At 70.9% G+C, this 16,729-nt stretch carries 15 protein-coding genes; 10 read left to right on the top strand and 5 right to left on the bottom strand.

Translation table 11 applies throughout. The features are described 5' to 3' along the window. Positions 1-13 precede the first annotated feature (13 nt). Genes ABZ857_RS40475 through ABZ857_RS40485 form a run of 3 tightly spaced genes read left to right on the top strand, consistent with a single transcriptional unit; the run spans position 14 to position 2,541 of the window. On the top strand, positions 14-1,441 hold the full coding sequence (locus ABZ857_RS40475; RefSeq protein ID WP_357054991.1) for an aldehyde dehydrogenase family protein: 1,428 nt from the start codon (positions 14-16) through the stop codon (positions 1,439-1,441). After that, a complete protein-coding gene (locus ABZ857_RS40480) occupies positions 1,431-1,673 on the top strand; it encodes a hypothetical protein (RefSeq protein ID WP_357054994.1) in 243 nt (80 codons plus the stop codon). Before ABZ857_RS40475 ends, ABZ857_RS40480 begins: the two co-directional genes overlap by 11 nt. Next, positions 1,666-2,541, top strand: coding sequence for an aldehyde dehydrogenase family protein (locus tag ABZ857_RS40485; RefSeq protein WP_357054997.1), 876 nt, complete (start codon positions 1,666-1,668; stop codon positions 2,539-2,541). Before ABZ857_RS40480 ends, ABZ857_RS40485 begins: the two co-directional genes overlap by 8 nt. Here the strand turns inward: ABZ857_RS40485 and rho are convergent. Both rho and ABZ857_RS40495 read right to left on the bottom strand, forming a co-directional pair. Beyond that, positions 2,538-3,692: a transcription termination factor Rho gene (gene rho, locus ABZ857_RS40490; protein WP_357055000.1), complete on the bottom strand. Its 1,155-nt coding sequence runs from the start codon at positions 3,690-3,692 to the stop codon at positions 2,538-2,540. The genes ABZ857_RS40485 and rho overlap by 4 nt on opposite strands. Positions 3,693-3,957: 265 nt before the next feature. Continuing rightward, positions 3,958-4,536: a hypothetical protein gene (locus ABZ857_RS40495; protein ID WP_357055002.1), complete on the bottom strand. Its 579-nt coding sequence runs from the start codon at positions 4,534-4,536 to the stop codon at positions 3,958-3,960. A 198-nt stretch (positions 4,537-4,734) separates the two neighbouring features. On the opposite strand from ABZ857_RS40495, the gene ABZ857_RS40500 reads away from it, so the two are divergent. The 6 genes from ABZ857_RS40500 to lipB all read left to right on the top strand — a co-directional run bounded on the left by ABZ857_RS40500 (position 4,735) and on the right by lipB (position 9,752). Next, positions 4,735-5,796, top strand: coding sequence for an iron-siderophore ABC transporter substrate-binding protein (locus tag ABZ857_RS40500; protein WP_357055005.1), 1,062 nt, complete (start codon positions 4,735-4,737; stop codon positions 5,794-5,796). Positions 5,797-5,835: 39 nt separating this feature from the next. Beyond that, positions 5,836-6,870: an iron ABC transporter permease gene (locus ABZ857_RS40505; protein ID WP_357055008.1), complete on the top strand. Its 1,035-nt coding sequence runs from the start codon at positions 5,836-5,838 to the stop codon at positions 6,868-6,870. Beyond that, complete coding sequence (locus ABZ857_RS40510) at positions 6,867-7,946, top strand: iron chelate uptake ABC transporter family permease subunit (RefSeq protein WP_357055010.1); 1,080 nt, start codon at positions 6,867-6,869, stop codon at positions 7,944-7,946. Before ABZ857_RS40505 ends, ABZ857_RS40510 begins: the two co-directional genes overlap by 4 nt. Continuing rightward, positions 7,943-8,740, top strand: coding sequence for an ABC transporter ATP-binding protein (locus tag ABZ857_RS40515; protein WP_357055013.1), 798 nt, complete (start codon positions 7,943-7,945; stop codon positions 8,738-8,740). Before ABZ857_RS40510 ends, ABZ857_RS40515 begins: the two co-directional genes overlap by 4 nt. 105 nt (positions 8,741-8,845) lie before the next feature. Continuing rightward, positions 8,846-9,061: a PspC domain-containing protein gene (locus ABZ857_RS40520; protein ID WP_357055016.1), complete on the top strand. Its 216-nt coding sequence runs from the start codon at positions 8,846-8,848 to the stop codon at positions 9,059-9,061. 55 nt (positions 9,062-9,116) lie between these two features. Beyond that, positions 9,117-9,752 (top strand): lipoyl(octanoyl) transferase LipB, encoded by a 636-nt coding sequence (gene lipB, locus ABZ857_RS40525; protein WP_357055019.1) that lies wholly within the window; start codon positions 9,117-9,119, stop codon positions 9,750-9,752. A gap of 23 nt (positions 9,753-9,775) precedes the next feature. Here lipB and ABZ857_RS40530 read toward each other — a convergent pair whose 3' ends face one another. Then, positions 9,776-11,323 carry an amino acid permease gene (locus ABZ857_RS40530; protein ID WP_357055022.1) on the bottom strand — a complete coding sequence of 516 codons (1,548 nt, stop codon included), beginning with the start codon at positions 11,321-11,323 and terminating at the stop codon, positions 9,776-9,778. A gap of 11 nt (positions 11,324-11,334) precedes the next feature. Then, complete coding sequence (locus ABZ857_RS40535; protein ID WP_357055025.1) at positions 11,335-12,252, bottom strand: phosphotransferase; 918 nt, start codon at positions 12,250-12,252, stop codon at positions 11,335-11,337. Between the two features lie 72 nt (positions 12,253-12,324). Here ABZ857_RS40535 and ABZ857_RS40540 point away from each other — a divergent pair, with 72 nt between their 5' ends. Further along, complete coding sequence (locus tag ABZ857_RS40540; RefSeq protein WP_357055028.1) at positions 12,325-14,796, top strand: FAD-dependent oxidoreductase; 2,472 nt, start codon at positions 12,325-12,327, stop codon at positions 14,794-14,796. A 22-nt stretch (positions 14,797-14,818) separates the two neighbouring features. On the opposite strand, the gene ABZ857_RS40545 is transcribed toward ABZ857_RS40540, so the two are convergent. After that, positions 14,819-16,729: DUF222 domain-containing protein (locus ABZ857_RS40545; RefSeq protein WP_357055031.1), on the bottom strand; the 1,911-nt coding region annotated here is incomplete at its 5' end.

A 16,729-nucleotide genomic window follows, 5' to 3' on the forward strand; every position in this document is an offset into this window, starting at 1 on the left:
GCTGGACTGAGCCATGTTCGAATACGCACCCGCGCCCGAGTCGCGGGACATCGTCGACATCCGGCCGTCGTACGGCCTGTTCATCAACGGCGAGTGGGTCGAGCCGCAGGGCGAGGAGCGCCACAAGACCGTCAACCCGGCCACCGAGGAGGTGCTGGCGGAGGTCGCGTGGGCGGGGGAGGCCGACGTCGACCGCGCGGTGCAGGCCGCGGCCAAGGCGTTCCCCGTGTGGTCGGCCATGCCGGGCGCCGAGCGGGCCAAGTACCTGTTCCGGATCGCCCGGATCATCCAGGAACGGGCGCGTGAGCTGGCCGTCCTGGAGACGCTCGACAACGGCAAGCCGATCAGGGAGTCCCGCGACGTGGACCTCCCGCTGGTCGCCGCCCACTTCTTCTACTACGCCGGCTGGGCCGACAAGCTGGCCTATGCCGGGTTCGGTCCTGACCCGCGTCCGCTGGGCGTGGCCGGGCAGGTCATCCCGTGGAACTTCCCGCTGCTCATGCTGGCCTGGAAGATCGCGCCCGCGCTGGCCTGCGGCAACACGGTCGTGCTCAAGCCGGCCGAGACCACGCCGCTGACCGCGCTGGCGTTCGCCGACATCTGCCGCCAGGCCGACCTGCCGCCGGGGGTCGTCAACATCGTCACCGGCGCGGGCGAGACGGGCGCGGCGCTCGTGAACCACCCGGGCGTGGACAAGGTCGCCTTCACCGGCTCGACCGAGGTCGGCCGCCTCATCGCCAGGAGCCTCGCGGGGACCCGCAAGAAGCTCACGCTGGAGCTCGGCGGCAAGGCCGCCAACATCGTGTTCGAGGACGCGCCGCTGGACCAGGCCGTCGAGGGCATCGTCAACGGCATCTTCTTCAACCAGGGCCACGTCTGCTGCGCCGGGTCGCGGCTGCTGGTGCAGGAGTCGATCGCCGCCGACCTGCTGGAGGCGCTCAAGCGGCGGCTCGGCACGCTCAGGCTCGGCGACCCGCTGGACAAGAACACCGACATCGGCGCGATCAACTCGGCCGAGCAGCTTGCCAAGATCCGCGAGCTGTCGGAGGCCGGGGAGGCCGAGGGCGCCGAGCGGTGGTCGCCCGCCTGCCCGATCCCCGACCGCGGCTACTGGTTCCCGCCCACCGTCTTCACCGGCGTGGCCCAGTCGCACCGCATCGCCCGGGAGGAGATCTTCGGGCCGGTGCTGTCGGTGCTGACCTTCCGCACCCCCGCCGAGGCGGTGGAGAAGGCCAACAACACGCCGTACGGGCTGTCGGCGGGCGTGTGGACCGAGAAGGGCTCGCGCATGCTGTGGATGGCGTCCCGGCTGCGGGCCGGCGTCGTCTGGTCCAACACGTTCAACCGGTTCGATCCCACCTCGCCGTTCGGCGGCTACAAGGAGTCGGGCTACGGCCGCGAGGGCGGGCGGCACGGTCTGGAGGCCTACCTTGCGCTGTGATCACCACTCCGGCCGGCCGTCCGGCCAGTCGTTCAGCAGGTGCGATGACGGGCAGCGCCGCCGCCTCGTACGGCGGGCCCGCGCGGGGGCCGGGGAGGGCTTCTCCCGGGGCCGCCGCTCCTCCCGCTTCGCCGTACGGCACGGCTGGTTCGCGCACCGCGGCGGCGTGTGCCGGTGCGGCCAGACCTACCAGCCGGCCCGCCCACTGGAGATTGGAACCTTCGATGAGTGAGCGCACCGAACGCCTGAGTGTGCGCAAGACGTACAAGCTGTTCATCGGCGGCGCGTTCCCGCGTTCGGAGAGCGGAAGGTCGTATGTCGTGACCTCCTCCAAGGGCGACTTCCTCGCCAACGCGGCCAGGGCCTCCCGCAAGGACGCCAGGGACGCGGTCTCGGCCGCGCGGAAGGCGTTCCCCGGCTGGTCGGGCGCCACCGCGTACAACAGGGGTCAGATCCTGTACCGGATCGCCGAGATGCTGGAGGGCCGCCGCGCCCAGTTCGCCGCCGAGATCGGCGACGCCGACGGCGTGGGGGTCAAGAAGGCCGGCGAGCTGGTGGACGCCGCGGTGGACCGGCTGGTCTGGTACGCGGGCTGGTCCGACAAGATCGGCGCGGTCCTCGGGTCGGCCAATCCGGTGGCCGGGCCGTACTTCAACCTGTCGAGCCCGGAGCCGACGGGCGTGGTCGCGGTGGTGGCCCCTCCTGCGGCACCGCTGCTGGGACTGGTGAACGTGATCGCGCCGGTGATCGTGACCGGCAACACCTGCGTGGTGGTCGCCTCCGAGCGCGCGCCGCTGCCGGCGATCACGCTGGCCGAGGTGCTGGCGACCTCCGATCTGCCGGGCGGGGTGGTGAACATCCTCACCGGCTCGGCCGCCGAGATCGCCCCCTGGCTGGCGGGCCACATGGACGTCAACGGCATCGACCTGACGGGCGCCGGCCCCGAGCTGGCCGTCACGTGTGAGGAACTGGCCGCGGAGAACCTCAAGCGGGTGCTCCGGCCGCCGGCCGATCGCGTGGACTGGCTCGCCGACCCCGGCATCGAGCGGATGACGGCGTTCCTGGAGACCAAGACCGTCTGGCATCCGATCGGGATTTAGCCCTTCGCCAGGGCCAGGAGGAGCTCGGCGTTCGAGCCGGTGTTCTTCATCGAGGTGAGGAAGCGCTCGAACGCCTCGTGGTCCTGCAACGCCCGGCGCAGCCGCCAGACCAGCGGCTGCTCCGCGGTGTGGAGCAGCAGTTCCTCGCGCCGCGTGCCGGAGGCGACGACGTCGACAGCGGGGAAGACGCGGCGGTCGGCCAGGCTCCGGCTCAGCTTCAGCTCCATGTTGCCGGTGCTCTTGAGCTCCTCGAAGAGGTTGTCGTCCATCTTCGAGCCGGTCTCGACCAGCGCGGTGGCGAGGATCGTGAGCGAGCCGCCGTCCTCGATGTTGCGGGCGGCGCCGAGCACCTTCTTGGGCTGGTGCAGGGCGCGGGCGTCCATGCCGCCCGTGAGCACACGCCCGCCGCTCGGCGCGGCCATGTTGTACGCCCGGCCGAGGCGGGTGATCGAGTCGATGAGCACGACGACGTCGCGGCCCGCCTCCACGAGCCGCTTGGCCCGCTCGACGGCGAGTTCGGCCGCCGCGATGTGGTCCTGCGGCGCACGGTCGAAGGTCGAGGCGATCACCTCGGCCCGGACCGACTCGCGCATGTCGGTGACCTCCTCGGGCCGCTCGTCCACCAGGACGACCATGAGGTGGCATTCGGGGTGGTTGGTCGTGATCGCGTTCGCAACGGCCTTGAGAAGCATCGTCTTGCCGGCCTTCGGCGGGGCGACGATCAGGCCGCGCTGGCCCTTGCCGATCGGCGCGAACAGGTCGATGGCCCGCGTGGCCAGCACGTTGCGCGTCGTCTCCAGGCGCAGCCGCTCGTCGGGGTGGATCGGCACGAGGTCGGCGAAGTGAGGCCGCGTGGTGTCCCCTGCCGCGTCGACGGGCCCGCCGTTCACGACCGTGACGGCGGTGAGCGTGCCGTTCTGGGCGATGCCGCGGACGTGGTCGCCGCGGCGCAGGTCGAGCGCGTCCGCGAGCGCGGCCGGGACGGTCACGTCCTTCGGGCCGGGCAGGTAGCCGTTCGTCCGGATCACCGTGTTCCTGCCCGCCCGGTCGAGCAGGCCGGTGACCTCGGTGGTCCGGGTGTTCTTCGTACGGGCCGGCGTGGTGCGGGAAACGCTGCGCGGCTTGGGAACGCGGAGAGCGGTGGTGGTCATGGAACTCCTTGGGTCTGGATGTGCCGGTGCATGCTGATGGAGGAAATGGCCGGTCCGGCCGGAGCAGGCGCAGCGTCTCAGCGGATGTCGGCCCGTGGTGCTTCGGCCGGTGGCTGAGAGGTGCTCGCGGAATACATGTGATGCGCGTATGGGCTCATCAGTGTTCTCATCGGTGTTCACTGGCGGTCACCAGACCGCGGAGCCAGAACCATACGGCTTGTCGCTGACTATAACAGGCTCACCTGTCGCCGTAATCCCCTGAGATCTACCGGGCCTGCAGGGCGTCGAGCGCCACGGCCATGGCGATGACCAGGCGGCGGTCGAGGCGCGGGTCGCGGATCTCGATGGCGTACCGGTCGCGCAGGCCCCACCTGCGGTCCACGGAGAACGCGATAGAGGCGCCGATGCTGAAGTCGAAGTGGTAGGGCAGCCACTCCAGCGAGTCGGAGAACCGGCGTAACAGGGCGACCGCCAGGTTCCGCTCCCGGCCGGTCAGCGTGGGCAGTCCCGGCTGCTGGAGGTGCCACGTCGAGCGGAGCAGCGACAGGCCGAAGTCCTTGCGGAACATCCCGAGGGGGTTCCCCGCGTCGTCGACCACGTCGTACTCACCGGCGAGGTCCAGGACCTTGCGCGCCTTGAACCCGGCCAGCGTCGCCTGCCGGGACTCGTCGGTGTAGAGCGTCACCTGCTCCTTGAGGGCCATCCGCTTCTGCTCGGCGAAGGCCACGGCCTCGCCCTCGGAACCGTCGGGGAGAGCCACATGGACGACGTACCTGTTCACCATCATGGTGATCTTCTGGCGCAGGTACAGGTGGGTCTGTGCCTGCAGGGTCGCTATATCCATATGAGACTCCAAGGACGGTCTTTTGCCTCCCTATATGCCCTCTTCCCGAGGAAGATCACCAGTGGGATGCCGCCGAATCGGCGGCCCGGCACACCGGACATCTGCCGTGACCATAACCACACTTTTCGGGCTTGATGGAATCAGGGAAGATTCCTGTAAGGTAAGGCTTGCCTAATTTTTTACTGCAGGGAGCCCCCTATGTTCCTCCGGCACCGCGGTATCGGTCTCGGTATCGTCGCCGTCGCACTCTCCCTGGCTGCCTGCGGCACCTCCTCCGGCACCGGCGCTGGTACCGGCGCTGGTACCGGCTCCGGCGCCGGAAAGCCCGCCGCCGAGGCCGCCAAGAAGGCCGTCGCCAAGGGCGGCGAGGATTTCTCCACGGCCGCGGAGAAGACCGCCGCGATGGGCACCGACGCCAAGCCGGGCGAATGGCCGCGCACCCTCACGCACGCCATGGGCACGACCGAGATCAAGGCCCCTCCCCAGCGGGTCGTCGTCCTGGATGTCGGAGAGCTCGACAACGTCGTGTCACTGGGCATCAAGCCGGTCGGCTTCGCGCCCAGCGAGGGGTCTCCCGAACTGCCGTCCTACCTGAAGCAGGACGCCGGCACCCCGAAGCACGTGGGCACCATCAACAACCTCAACCTGGAGGCGATCGCCGGGCTGCGCCCGGACCTGATCCTCGGCAGCCAGTTGCGCGCCGCCGACCAGTACGACGCGCTCTCGAAGATCGCCCCGACCGTGTTCTCCATCCGTCCCGGCTTCACCTGGAAGGAGAACTACCTCCTCAACGCGGCCGCCCTGGACAAGACCGAGGAGGCCAGGGCGAAACTCGCGGAGTACGAGCGCAAGGTGAAGGCCCTCGGCGCGAAGCTCGGTGACGACAAGCCTGTCGTCTCGATGGTTCGTTTCCTGCCCGACGGCGTGATCCGCCTCTACGCCAACGCCTCCTTCATCGGCACCATCCTCCAGGACGCCGGCGTCCCGCGCCCGGCCAACCAGAACATCCCCGACCTCGCCACCGAGGTGAGCGCGGAGAACATCGACCAGGCGGACGCGGACGTCGTCTTCACCGGTGTCTACGGCGATCCGAAGGCCACCGACAAGGCCGCGGTCCAGGGCAACCCGCTCTGGAAGAACCTCAAGGCGGTCAAGGCCGGGCACGCCTACGAGGTCCCGGACGAGACCTGGTATCTCGGCCTCGGCGTCACCGCCGCCATGGAGGTCGTCGCGGATCTGGACAGGTACCTCGCCGGATAGGCGCACGCGGTCCCTCCCCGGCTCCGAGAAAGCGAACGAATGTCCCGTGCCACCCGACGCCGCATCGGCCCGACGGCCGGGGGCGCGCTCCTGCTGGTCCTCGCCGGGCTGCTGGTCCTCGCCGTACTGCTCAGCCTCGCGGTGGGCAGCCGCCAGATCGCGCCGAGCGTGGTGGTGGACGCCCTGATACACGGTGGGGTGCACGGCGGCGGCAGCGACGACGCCCAGGTCGTACGGTCGTTGCGGGTGCCCCGCACCCTCATCGGCGTGATGGCCGGCGTCGCCCTCGCCGTGGCCGGGACGGTCATGCAGGGCGTCACCCGCAACCCCATCGCCGAGCCCGGCATCCTGGGCGTCAGCCAGGGCGCCTCGGTGGGCGTGGTCTGCGCGATCGCGTTCCTCGGAGTGCACTCACTGACCGGTTACGTGTGGTTCGCCTTCGCGGGCGGGGGAATCGCGGCGGTCGCGGTCTACATCATCGCCAGCGGCGGGCGTGGCGGCGCCACCCCGGTCAAGCTCGCCCTGGCCGGCACCGCGATGAACGCCCTGCTCGCCTCCGTCGTCTCCGGCATAACGACGACCGACGCCCGCACCCTGGACGAGTTCCGGTTCTGGCATGTCGGCTCGATCAGCGGACGGAGCGGTGAGATCGCCGGTCAGACCTGGCCGTTCCTGCTCGCGGGGCTGCTGCTGGTCGCCGCGATGGCCCGCGGGCTCGACGCGCTCGCGCTCGGTGAGGACGTGGCCAAAGGGCTCGGTCACAACGTGCCCCTGCTGCGGATCCTCGGAGGTCTCGGCGCCACCGTCCTGACCGGCGTCGCGGTCGCCGCCGCCGGCCCGATCGCCTTCACCGGCCTGGCCGTCCCCCACATCGCGCGCGTGCTCGTCGGCACGGACCACCGCTGGGTCCTGCCCGCGGCCGCCCTGCTCGGTCCCGTGATGATCCTGGTCGCGGACGTCCTCGGCCGCATCGTCTTCCCGCCCTCGGAGGTGCCGGTGGCCGTCATGACCGCACTGCTCGGCGTACCGTTCCTGATCGCACTGGTGCGCAGGAGGGCGGTGGTGGCGTCGTGACGGTGCCCAAAAGCCCCACACGCCCCACCGGCTTTTCCGTCCTGCGCGCGGGGCGGGGCAGCTTCCTGCTGCACCGCAGGGCGACCCTCGTCGCCGCCGTGCTCGGTGCGGTGCTCGCGGTGACCGCCGTGGTCTATCTGTGCGTCGGTGAGTCCTTCGTCAGCCCCGTGGAGGTCGTCCGCGTGCTCTCCTCTGCCGTCGGAGGGGGGCAGCCGAGCCCCGACGAGTTCGTGGTCGGCACCCTGCGGATGCCCCGCCTCGTGGTCGGCCTGCTGGCCGGCGCCGCCTTCGGCATCGCCGGAGCTCTCATCCAGACCGTGGCCCGCAACCCGCTCGCCAGCCCGGATGTGATCGGCGTGACACACGGCGCGGGCGCGGCCACCGTCGCCGCGATGACCTTCGGCCTCACCGCGCATACCACCCTGCCGTACGTCTCGATCCTCGGCGGCCTCGCCGCCGCTTCGCTGGTCTACGTCTTCGCCTGGCGCAGGGGACTGCACGCCGCCCGCTTCGTGCTCATCGGCATCGGCATCTCGGTCGCCCTCGGCTCCCTGACGCAGCTGCTCCTCACCAAGGGCGACTACCTGGTGGCCCAGCAGGCCAAGGTCTGGCTCACCGGTTCGCTCAACGGCCGCGGCTACGACCACGCCCTACCACTCGCCTCGATTCTGCTCGTGCTGACGCCGGCGCTGTTCTGGGCGGCCCGGGCCCAGCGCACCGTGTCGTTCGACGACGACACGGCGACCGCTCTCGGCGTACGGCTCGGCCGGGTCCGCCTGTGCCTGACCGCCCTCGGCGTCGTCCTGGCGTCGGTGGCGACGAGCGCGGCAGGTCCCGTCGACTTCGTCGCGCTGCTCGCCCCGCAGATCGCCCGCCGCCTCACCCGCACCGCACAGATCCCGCTGGCCGGCTCCGCGTTGACCGGTGCCCTGATCATGGCCGTCGCGGATCTGCTGGCCCGCAAGTTGTTCTCCCCGATCGAGCTGCCGGTCGGCGTGCTCACCGCGGCGGTGGGCGCTCCGTACCTGATGTGGCTGATCGTCCGCACTCGCAGCCGTTTCGGAGGCGCCGCATGACCGGCAACCGCCTGAGGGCCGAAGGGCTCGTGCTGACGTACGAGGACCGCACGGTCGTCGACGGCCTCGACCTGGAGATCCCGGACGGGCAGGTCACCGTCATCATCGGGCCCAACGCGTGCGGCAAGTCCACTCTCCTGCGCGCCTTGGGCCGGCTGCTCAAGCCGCGGCGCGGCGCGGTTCTGCTGGACGGCGCCGAGTTGTCCCGCATCCCCACCAAGCGGGTCGCCCAGGAGATCGGGCTGCTGCCGCAGACCCCGGTGCCGCCGGAGGGGATCACGGTCTCCGAGCTCGTCACGCGCGGGCGGCAGCCACACCACAAGTGGTGGCAGCAGTGGACGGAGGCGGACGAGAAGGCCGTCGGCGAGGCGATGGACCGCACCGGGACCGGCGATCTCGCGGAGCGGCCGGTCGACGAGCTGTCCGGCGGCCAGCGACAGCGGGCCTGGATCGCGATGGCCCTCGCCCAGGACACCGGCCTCCTGCTGCTGGACGAGCCGACGACATACCTCGACATCGCGCACCAGGTCGAGGTGCTGGACCTGGTCCGGCAGCTCAACCGCGAGCGTGGCCGGACCGTCGTCGTCGTCCTGCACGACCTCAACCAGGCCGCCCGCTACGCCGACCACCTCATCGCCATGAAGGCGGGACGAATCGTCGCCCAGGGCGCACCGCGCGACATCATCACCGCCGATCTGGTCCGCGAGGTCTTCGGGCTCACGTCGGTCGTCGTGCCGGACCCGGTCACGGGCGGCCCGCTGGTCGTACCGAGCGCGCCCTGGCAGCGCGGATAGACCCCTGTCACGTCAGGGTCGGCGGATCGGGGTTTTCTCAGGGTTCCTCGCGGAACGTGGCTTCCGAGGCCGTCCGTTGTACCGGATGACGAAAGGAGCCGATCGATGTACCGATCGAGGCAGCACAAGATCATCGCTGGCGTCTGTGGAGGGATCGCGGACCGGTACGGCATGTCGCCGACGGTCGTGCGGGTGCTGTTCCTGCTGTCCTGCCTGCTGCCGGGCCCGCAGTTCGTGGCCTACATCATCATGTGGGTGCTGTTCCCCAAGGCCCCGGCCCCCGCGTCGCCCGGCTACGACTACTCGTACGGGCGCAGGTAGGCGGCACGAGGCCGCGCGGGCCCGTTTATGCTCACATCAGGAGAGGTGAGCGATTATGCGGCAACGGCCCCTGACGCTGGTCCAGGACGACCTGGTCGACTACGAGAAGGCCATGGAGCGCATGGCCGCGCTGGTCGAGGAACGGCAGGGTGACGCGCGGCCCGACACGTTGTGGCTGCTCAGTCACCCGCCGGTTTTCACGATCGGCAAGCGGACGCTGGAGACCCACCTGCCCGACCCGTCGGCCGGCATCCCCGTGGTGCCGACCGGCCGCGGCGGCCAGCTCACCTATCACGGGCCCGGGCAGCTCGTCGGCTACCTCATCGTGAAGCTGCGGGACGGCGAGGGCGTGGTCGACTACATCCGCGAGGTCGAGCTGCGGTTGGTCGAGGCGCTGGGCAAGCTCGGCGTCCCGGCCGAGCGGCGCGACACCCCGCCGGGGTCGGAGCTGCTCACCGGCGTGTGGACCACGGACACCGGGCGGAAGATCGTCTCGATCGGCATGCGGTCGAGCCGGTCGGTCACCAGCCACGGCTTCGCGCTCAACGTGGACGGCGACCTCACGCCGTGGGACCTCGCGGTGCCCTGCGGCATGCCCGACGTGGAGATGACCTCGATCGCCCACGAGCTCGGACGGGCCTCCATGGAGGAGACCCGCCGAGTCGTCGCGGAGGCGTTCGAGGCCTCCTGAGTCTTCTCCGGGCTCTACGAGTCTCAGGCCACGCGCTCGGGCTCGCCGATGTCGTCGACCGTACGGCGGGGCCCGGTGAACCAGTGCTTGGCGGACAGGTGCCACCACAGGGCGATGCCGATGAGTACGGCGCCGACGGCGATGGGGGCGTAGTTCACCGACGTCCAGGTGAAGTCCTTGTTGCCCGGGACACCCGCCGGGGCGATGGGCAGGATGAAGTAGATCGAGATGATCGCGATCTCGATCACGGCGATCCAGCTCAGCGCCTTGTACTTGCGGCCGAGGGTCCACGGCCCGGGCTGGAAGGAGTCGCCGGCGCGCAGGCGTAGCCAGATCGGGATGAGGAACGCGAGGTAGAGCCCGATCACCGCGATGGACACCACGGCGAGGAACGCGACGGGAGTCGCCGTGCCCTCGGGCGCGTAGAGCGCGGGCAGCGTGATCAGCAGCGCGACCCCGCAACCACCGATGATCGCGTTGACCGGCGTGCGGTTGCGGTCGACCTTCGACCACAGCCGCCAGCCCGGCACCGCGCCGTCCCGGGAGAACGCGTACGTCATCCGCGACATCGAGGTCACGCAGCTCATGCCGCAGAAGAACTGCCCGATCGTCGAGATCCCGAAGACGACGGTGGCGAGGGTGGACGACAGCGACGAGGTGAAGATGGCTCCGACGAAGCCGCCCTCGGCGTTGACGGCGTCCACGTTCGTGGCCGCGAACAGGAACGACAGCAGCAGGATCCAGCCGCCGATCGCGGAGTAGAAGATCGACTGCCACAGTCCCTTGGCCGCGGTGCGGGCGGCGCCGTGGGTCTCCTCCGACACGTGGGCGCAGGCGTCGAAGCCGGTGATCGTGTACTGCGTGAGCAGGAAGCCCAGCGGCAGCACGTACAGCCAGAACGCCGGGCCCGAGTCGCCGTCGCCGAAGCCGGAGTTGTTGAACGTCTCGAACAGGAAGCCCACGCTCTGGTGCTTCGACGGGCCGAAGATCAGGATCAGCACGACGGCCGCCGCGCCGAACACGTGCCACCACACCGAGACGTTCTGCAGCAGCGAGATCAGGCGGTGGCTGAAGATGTTGATCAACGCGTGCAGCACCAGGACGATCGCGAACAGCAGGAAGATCTGGCGCAGCGCGTCGCCGTTGGCCCAGGAGTCGCTGAACCGGCCGATCACGATGTTCAGGAAGGTGGCGCAGCCGTAGTCGACCGACGCGGTCACCGCGATCAGGCCGATCAGGTTCAGCCATCCGGTGAACCAGCCGTGGACCGGCCCGCCCAGCTTCGCGGCCCACCAGTAGATGCCGCCCGCCGTGGGGTACGCGGAGACCAGCTCCGCCATGCAGAACCCGATGATCAGAATGAACGCCGAGATCAGCGGCCAGCCGATGGAGATCGCAAGGGGCCCGCCGTTGTTCCACGCCTGACTGAAGGTGGTGAAACACCCGGCCAGGATCGAGATGATGGAGAAGGAGATCGCGAAGTTGGAGAACCCGCTCCAGGTGCGGGCCAGTTCCTGCTTGTAGCCGAGTTCCGCTAGGCGTTTGGCGTCGTCGTCGAGGGCTTGCGCCACTGAGGCCTCCTCTAACTGGTGCGGAGTTTCCGGACGCCGTCGAGCAGGCGTCCGAAGCTGGGATCTCCGAGGTCGCGTACGGCTTGGGCGAACTTGTCGGCGGCCTCGGCGGAGTAGTCGAATCCGGGCAGGGCACGGTTGCGGACCAGCCCCTGGTGGACGACGAACCAGAGCGTCCAGGTGAGGTTGGACATGATCAGGTTCAGCCGCACCCGGGGGACGTGCTCGTCGTCGCCGAAATAGGCGCGCGTGAGCCGTACGACCTGGTCGGGGTCGAAGTCGGACTCGGCGGCGACGTCCCCCAGCTCGAAACAGGGGTCGTTGTTGCCGGAGAGCTGGTAGTCGACGATGCGGACGCCGTCGTCGGCGGCGATCAGGTTCTCGGCCAGCAGGTCGTTGTGGCAGGGGACCGTGGGAAGCGGTCGCCGGGCCAGCGCCGCCTCCATGCCGGCCACGACCGGCAGCACGTCCTCATACCCGGCGGGAAGGGCCAGGCCGTGGGTGCGGCACCGCGCCATGAGCTCGCGGAGCTTGTCGAAGATCGAGAAATCGTTGCCGAAGCGGGGGCCGGCGTGCAGGCGACGGCAGGCGCCCGCCACCTCTTCGATCCGCGCGGTCACGGCCGGGGCGTCGAGGGTGACCCCCTCGACGTACTCCAGGAGAAGGGCGCCCGGCAGCACGTGGACGACGCGGGGGCCGACCCTGGACGACGCCGCGGCGACCGTGTTGGCGATCTCCTGGTCGAGCGGGATGCCGAGGCCGGTCTCGGCGATGCGCGGGTCGAGCACGCGCAGGAGCCAGCGGTCGCCGTCCTCGCTGTCGACCCTCGATATGTGGTGGCTGAGCCCGCCCTTGATCGTCGTGAAGGTCAGCGGCCGCCCGGCCCAGGCCGTGACGAGATCCATTGCGTCTGCGACGGGATCTGGCATGCCCGGCTCCTTTTGGTCTACCTTCAGACCATTGATCCGATTGTCTGGGCCGGGTGTTACAGGACGGTACCGATGTCGCAACTTCCCGCGGACGCCCACGCCGTCGTCATCGGCGGCGGAGTGGCCGGATGCAGTGTCGCCTATCACCTCGCCCGGCTCGGCTGGACCGACGTGATCCTGGTCGAGCGGCACGACCTCACCGAGGGCACGACCTGGCACTCCGCCGGCTTCGTCGGCCAGCTCAGGTCCACTGTGACGCAGACTCGGATGATCATGTACTCGGCCGGTCTCTACCCCGAGTTGCGCGAGCTGACCGGGCTCGATCCGGGCTGGCACGGCGTGGGTGGCCTGCGCCTGGCCACCACCCCCGAGCGCATGGAGGAACTGCTGCGCCAGGCCGGGGCCGCCGAGACGTACGGCCTCGACATGGAGTTGCTCGACCCACAGGGCACGCTCGACCGGCTGCCGCTGCTGGAGGTGGGCGACGTCCTCGGGTCGCTGTGGCTGCCCGGGGACGGCTGGCTCGACCCGGCCCGGCTCGGTCACGCCCTGGCCGAGGGCGCCCGCACGCTCGGCGTACGGATCTTCACCGGCGTGGAGGTCACCGGCATCGACGTCCGCGACGGCCGCGTGACCGCCGTACGGCTGCGCGGTGGGGACGGTGAGCACGTCGTGCGCACGGAGACCGTCGTCAACGCGGCGGGGGCGGCGGCCGGGGTGGTCGGCCGGATGGCCGGGGCCGACATCCCGATCGTGCCGATCAAGCACCAGTACGTGGTGACCCCGGCGTCCGGTGTCCCGGCGGACACGCCGACCGTCCGGGACCCGGACAACATCGTGTACTTCCGTGAGGAGGACGGCGGCATCCTCGTCGGCGGCTACATCAGGAGCCCGCAGGTCTGGGACACCGGCCGGCCTTTGGCCGAGCCCCGGACCCTGTTCACGCCCGACATGCCGAAGTTCCGCGAGTCGTGGGACTCGGCGGTCCGGCGGGTGCCGTCACTGAAGCCGGTCGGGGACGGCGACGACCCGGCGGCCTTCCGCAAGGTCGTGCACGGACCGGAGGCGTTCACGCCGGACGGGGAGTTCCTGCTGGGGGAGACCGGGGTCGCCGGGCTGTGGGTGGCGGCCGGCTTCTGCGTGCACGGACTTGCCGCGGCCGGCGGCGTGGGCAAGGTCATGGCCGAGTGGATCGTCGAGGGCGCTCCCGAGTACGACGTCTTCGGCATGGATGTGCGCCGTTTCGGCTCGCATGCCCGGTCCGCCCGCTGGGCCCGCGCCAGGGCGCTGGACTCCTACAGCAAGTACTACGACATCGTCTATCCCGGTGAGGAGCGGACCGCCGCCCGGCCGCTGCGCCGCTCGCCCGCTTGGGTGCGGCACGAGGCGCTGGGCGCGACCTTCGGCGAGAAGGCCGGCTGGGAGCGGGTCAACTGGTATCGCGGTTCCGTCTCGGACGCCGAGACGGTACGGACTGGACGGCCGAGGGGCTGGGCGGGCAGGGTCTGGTCTCCGGCGATCCGCGAGGAGTGCCTGGCGACGCGGGACGCCGCCGGGCTGTTCGATCAGACATCCTTCGCCAAGCTGGAAATATCCGGATCTGTCGCCGACCTGGAGCGGCTCGCGGGCAACGCTCTGGACCGGCCCGCCGGTGCAGAGGCCGGTGCAGAGGCCGGTGCAGGGGTCTACCCGGTGGTCTACACGCAACTGCTCAACGAACGCGGCGGCATCGAGGCGGACGTGACCGTGACCCGGCTGGCGGAGGACCGCTTCCGCCTCGTCACCGGCACCGCGTTCGGGGTTCACGACGCCGCGCTGCTGCGCCGTCACGGGCTGGCGGTCGCCGACGTCACCTCCGCCTACGCGTGCTACTGCCTGTGGGGGCCTCGCGCGTACGAGATCCTGGCGTCGCTGACGGACGACGACCTGACCTTCGGATACCTGCGGGCCGCCGAGATCAGCGTGGGGCACGTCCCGGTGCTCGCCCAGCGGGTCACGTTCGTCGGCGAGTTCGGCTGGGAGCTCTACTGCCCGTCCGAGTACGGGCTGACGTTGTGGGACTCCCTCATGGAGGCGGGCCTGCCGTACGGCATGCGGCCGGCGGGCTACCGGGCGCTCGACTCGCTGCGGCTGGAGAAGGGCTACCGCGTTTGGGGCCTCGACGTCACACCCGAGACCACCCCGCTGGAGGCCGGGCTCGGCTTCGCCGTACGGCCGGAGCGCCGGGCCGCCCTGCCGCGTCCCCGTACGGCGCTGCGCTGCCTGGTGCTCGACGACGAGCGCGACGTCTGCCTGGGCGGCGAGCCCGTCCGGCTGGACGGCCGTCCGGTCTCCCGCGTGACCAGCGGCGGCTTCGGCCACCGGGTCGGCCGGTCGATCGCGTACGCGTACCTGCCGCTGGACGTGTCGCCGGACCTGGAGCCCGGCGGACGCGTCGAGGTAGGCGTCAACGGCGGCTGGGTGGGCGCCACCGTCACCCGCGAGCCGCTCTACGACCCCGAGGGCGCCCGCGTCAGGGCCGAGCCCTGGGCGGCAGCGCGGTGACAGCCGGTGATGATCCACGGCTCTAGATCCGCAGCGGCCTGATGCGGGTGGGGCGGTGGTAGGTGAAGGCCCAGCGGTCGGTGCCTTCCTTGCGGCGGGTGTAGCGGCCGGGGTGGCGGTAGCGGTCGCGGTTGTGGAACTGGCAGGCCGGGCCGAGCAGTTTCAGGTCGGTCAGGCCGCCGCTGCTCCAGTCGTCGGCGTGGTCGATCTGGCACATCGTGGCGGGCAGTGGGCAGCCGTCGATCCAGCAGGTGGCGTAGCGGGCGAAGATCGCCCGCCGCTGGGCGGGGGTGGCCAGGCGGACCTTGCGGCCCATGTCGAGCACCTGCCCGTCGGCGTCCATCACCAGGCGCACCAGGGCGCTGGTGCGGGCCAGGCGGTGCACGCTGGAGACCGGCAGCATCTGCCCGGTCGCCAGCAACAACCCCGGCGCCGCACCCAGCACCGCCCCCTGCAGCGCCCCCTGCAGCGTCCCCGCCGACCCGAGGAGCGCCTCCCGTGCCGTCCCCGGTGCCGATCCTGGTGACGCCCCCGGTGCCGATCCTGGTGACGCTGCTCCCTGTGCCGTCCCCGGTGACACTCCCGGTGGCGTCCCTGGTGGCGTCCGTGGCGGCGACTGTCCACAGCGCACGTCGTCGTGGTCCTCAGGCGTGTCCTGCGCATGCCGGCAGTCCCCCGCAGGCCGGTGCCCGGCGTGGGTGTGACGCACAGCGGCGTCCTCGGGAGGAGGATCCGGCTGCACTGCATGCGGAGGCGCTGCCTGCGGAGGCGCTGCCTGCGGACGCGCGCCACCGCCGCCGGGAAACTCGGCATCGGCCGTCTGGTCAAGACACCCAGGGCCGGTGGCTTCCGCCTCACCGGCGACGCTGTCCTCCGCCTCGGCGAGGGCGCCGTCGTCCCCCGTCGCAAGGGCGCCATCGTCCCCTGTCGCGAGGGCGCGGTCGTTCCCCGTCGCGGGGGCCCGGTTCTGCCCCTCGGCACGGGCGCAGTCCTCGCCCTTTATGGGTGCGGCGTCGCCGCACTCGGCAGAGGCGGCACTCGCGGTGTCGCGCGGCCCGCGCCCACCGGCCCGCTGCTGACCGGCCCCGGAGCCGCCGGCCTCCTTACCGCAGGGGCTGGCGGCAGCAAGGTCGGCACTCTCGGCAGCGGCGTCCACAGCCGCACCGGCCCCGGCCTCTGCACTGGCATCGCCAGGGTTGTCGGCGGTTCCGGTGTCGCGGGGGTCGCAGTCACCGTTGTCTTCGGGGGTGCAGTCACCGGTGTCGCGGGGGTCGCTGGCACTGGTGTCTTCGGGGGCGCTGGCGCCGGTGACCTCGGTATCGCCGCTGTCGCCGGTGTCGCCGGTGTCGCGGGGGGCGCAATCACCGCTGGCGTCGTTGTCCTCGGCGTCGCCGGGGTCCTCGGTGTCGCAGGAGTCGGCGGCGCTTCCCGTGTCGCGGGGGTCGTGAGGGGCGCTGGCACCGCTGTCCTCGCTGGCACCGGTGTCCTCGGCGTCGCCGGGGTCCTCGATGTCGCAGGGGTCGGCGGCGCTTCCCGTGTTGCCGGTGTCGCCGGGGTCGCTGGTGTCGGGGTCGCTCGTGTCGTCGGCGTGGGTGCTGTCGGCGTGGGTGCTGTCGGCGGGGGTGGCGTCCTCGGGATCGGCGGGGAGGGACTCGGCGTTGACCAGGACCAGAAGCTCGGCGGCGATCTTCTGCTCCAGCAGCGCGATCAGCGCGTCGGCCTGGCGGACCTGCAACGACCGGTCATCGCCCTCGGCCCTGGGTTTGGCATAGGCGTCCAACAGGGCACGCAGCCGGGCGGCCGCCTCGCGGGGCAGGTAGAACTCCCCCTCCAGCCCGCCGCCCTTGCCGGGGCGGACCCTCAAAAACCGCCGCCCGTAATCGGCCTGCTCATCGCGTTCCTCCCCATCCGGGTCCAGCACCGCACGCAGATA

This window comes from Microbispora sp. NPDC046933 (assembly GCF_040644635.1).
Classification (GTDB): Bacteria; Actinomycetota; Actinomycetes; order Streptosporangiales; family Streptosporangiaceae; genus Microbispora.

Excerpts from the sequence above, each read along its gene's own strand:
- ABZ857_RS40540 (WP_357055028.1), top strand. The coding sequence starts at position 12,325 with ATGTCGCAACTTCCCGCGGACGCCCACGCCGTCGTCATCGGCGGCGGA.
- ABZ857_RS40535 (WP_357055025.1), bottom strand. The coding sequence starts at position 12,252 with ATGCCAGATCCCGTCGCAGACGCAATGGATCTCGTCACGGCCTGGGCC.
- lipB (WP_357055019.1), top strand. The coding sequence starts at position 9,117 with ATGCGGCAACGGCCCCTGACGCTGGTCCAGGACGACCTGGTCGACTAC.
- ABZ857_RS40475 (WP_357054991.1), top strand. The coding sequence starts at position 14 with ATGTTCGAATACGCACCCGCGCCCGAGTCGCGGGACATCGTCGACATC.
- ABZ857_RS40505 (WP_357055008.1), top strand. The coding sequence starts at position 5,836 with ATGTCCCGTGCCACCCGACGCCGCATCGGCCCGACGGCCGGGGGCGCG.
- ABZ857_RS40520 (WP_357055016.1), top strand. The coding sequence starts at position 8,846 with ATGTACCGATCGAGGCAGCACAAGATCATCGCTGGCGTCTGTGGAGGG.
- ABZ857_RS40500 (WP_357055005.1), top strand. The coding sequence starts at position 4,735 with ATGTTCCTCCGGCACCGCGGTATCGGTCTCGGTATCGTCGCCGTCGCA.
- ABZ857_RS40515 (WP_357055013.1), top strand. The coding sequence starts at position 7,943 with ATGACCGGCAACCGCCTGAGGGCCGAAGGGCTCGTGCTGACGTACGAG.
- ABZ857_RS40495 (WP_357055002.1), bottom strand. The coding sequence starts at position 4,536 with ATGGATATAGCGACCCTGCAGGCACAGACCCACCTGTACCTGCGCCAG.
- rho (WP_357055000.1), bottom strand. The coding sequence starts at position 3,692 with ATGACCACCACCGCTCTCCGCGTTCCCAAGCCGCGCAGCGTTTCCCGC.
- ABZ857_RS40485 (WP_357054997.1), top strand. The coding sequence starts at position 1,666 with ATGAGTGAGCGCACCGAACGCCTGAGTGTGCGCAAGACGTACAAGCTG.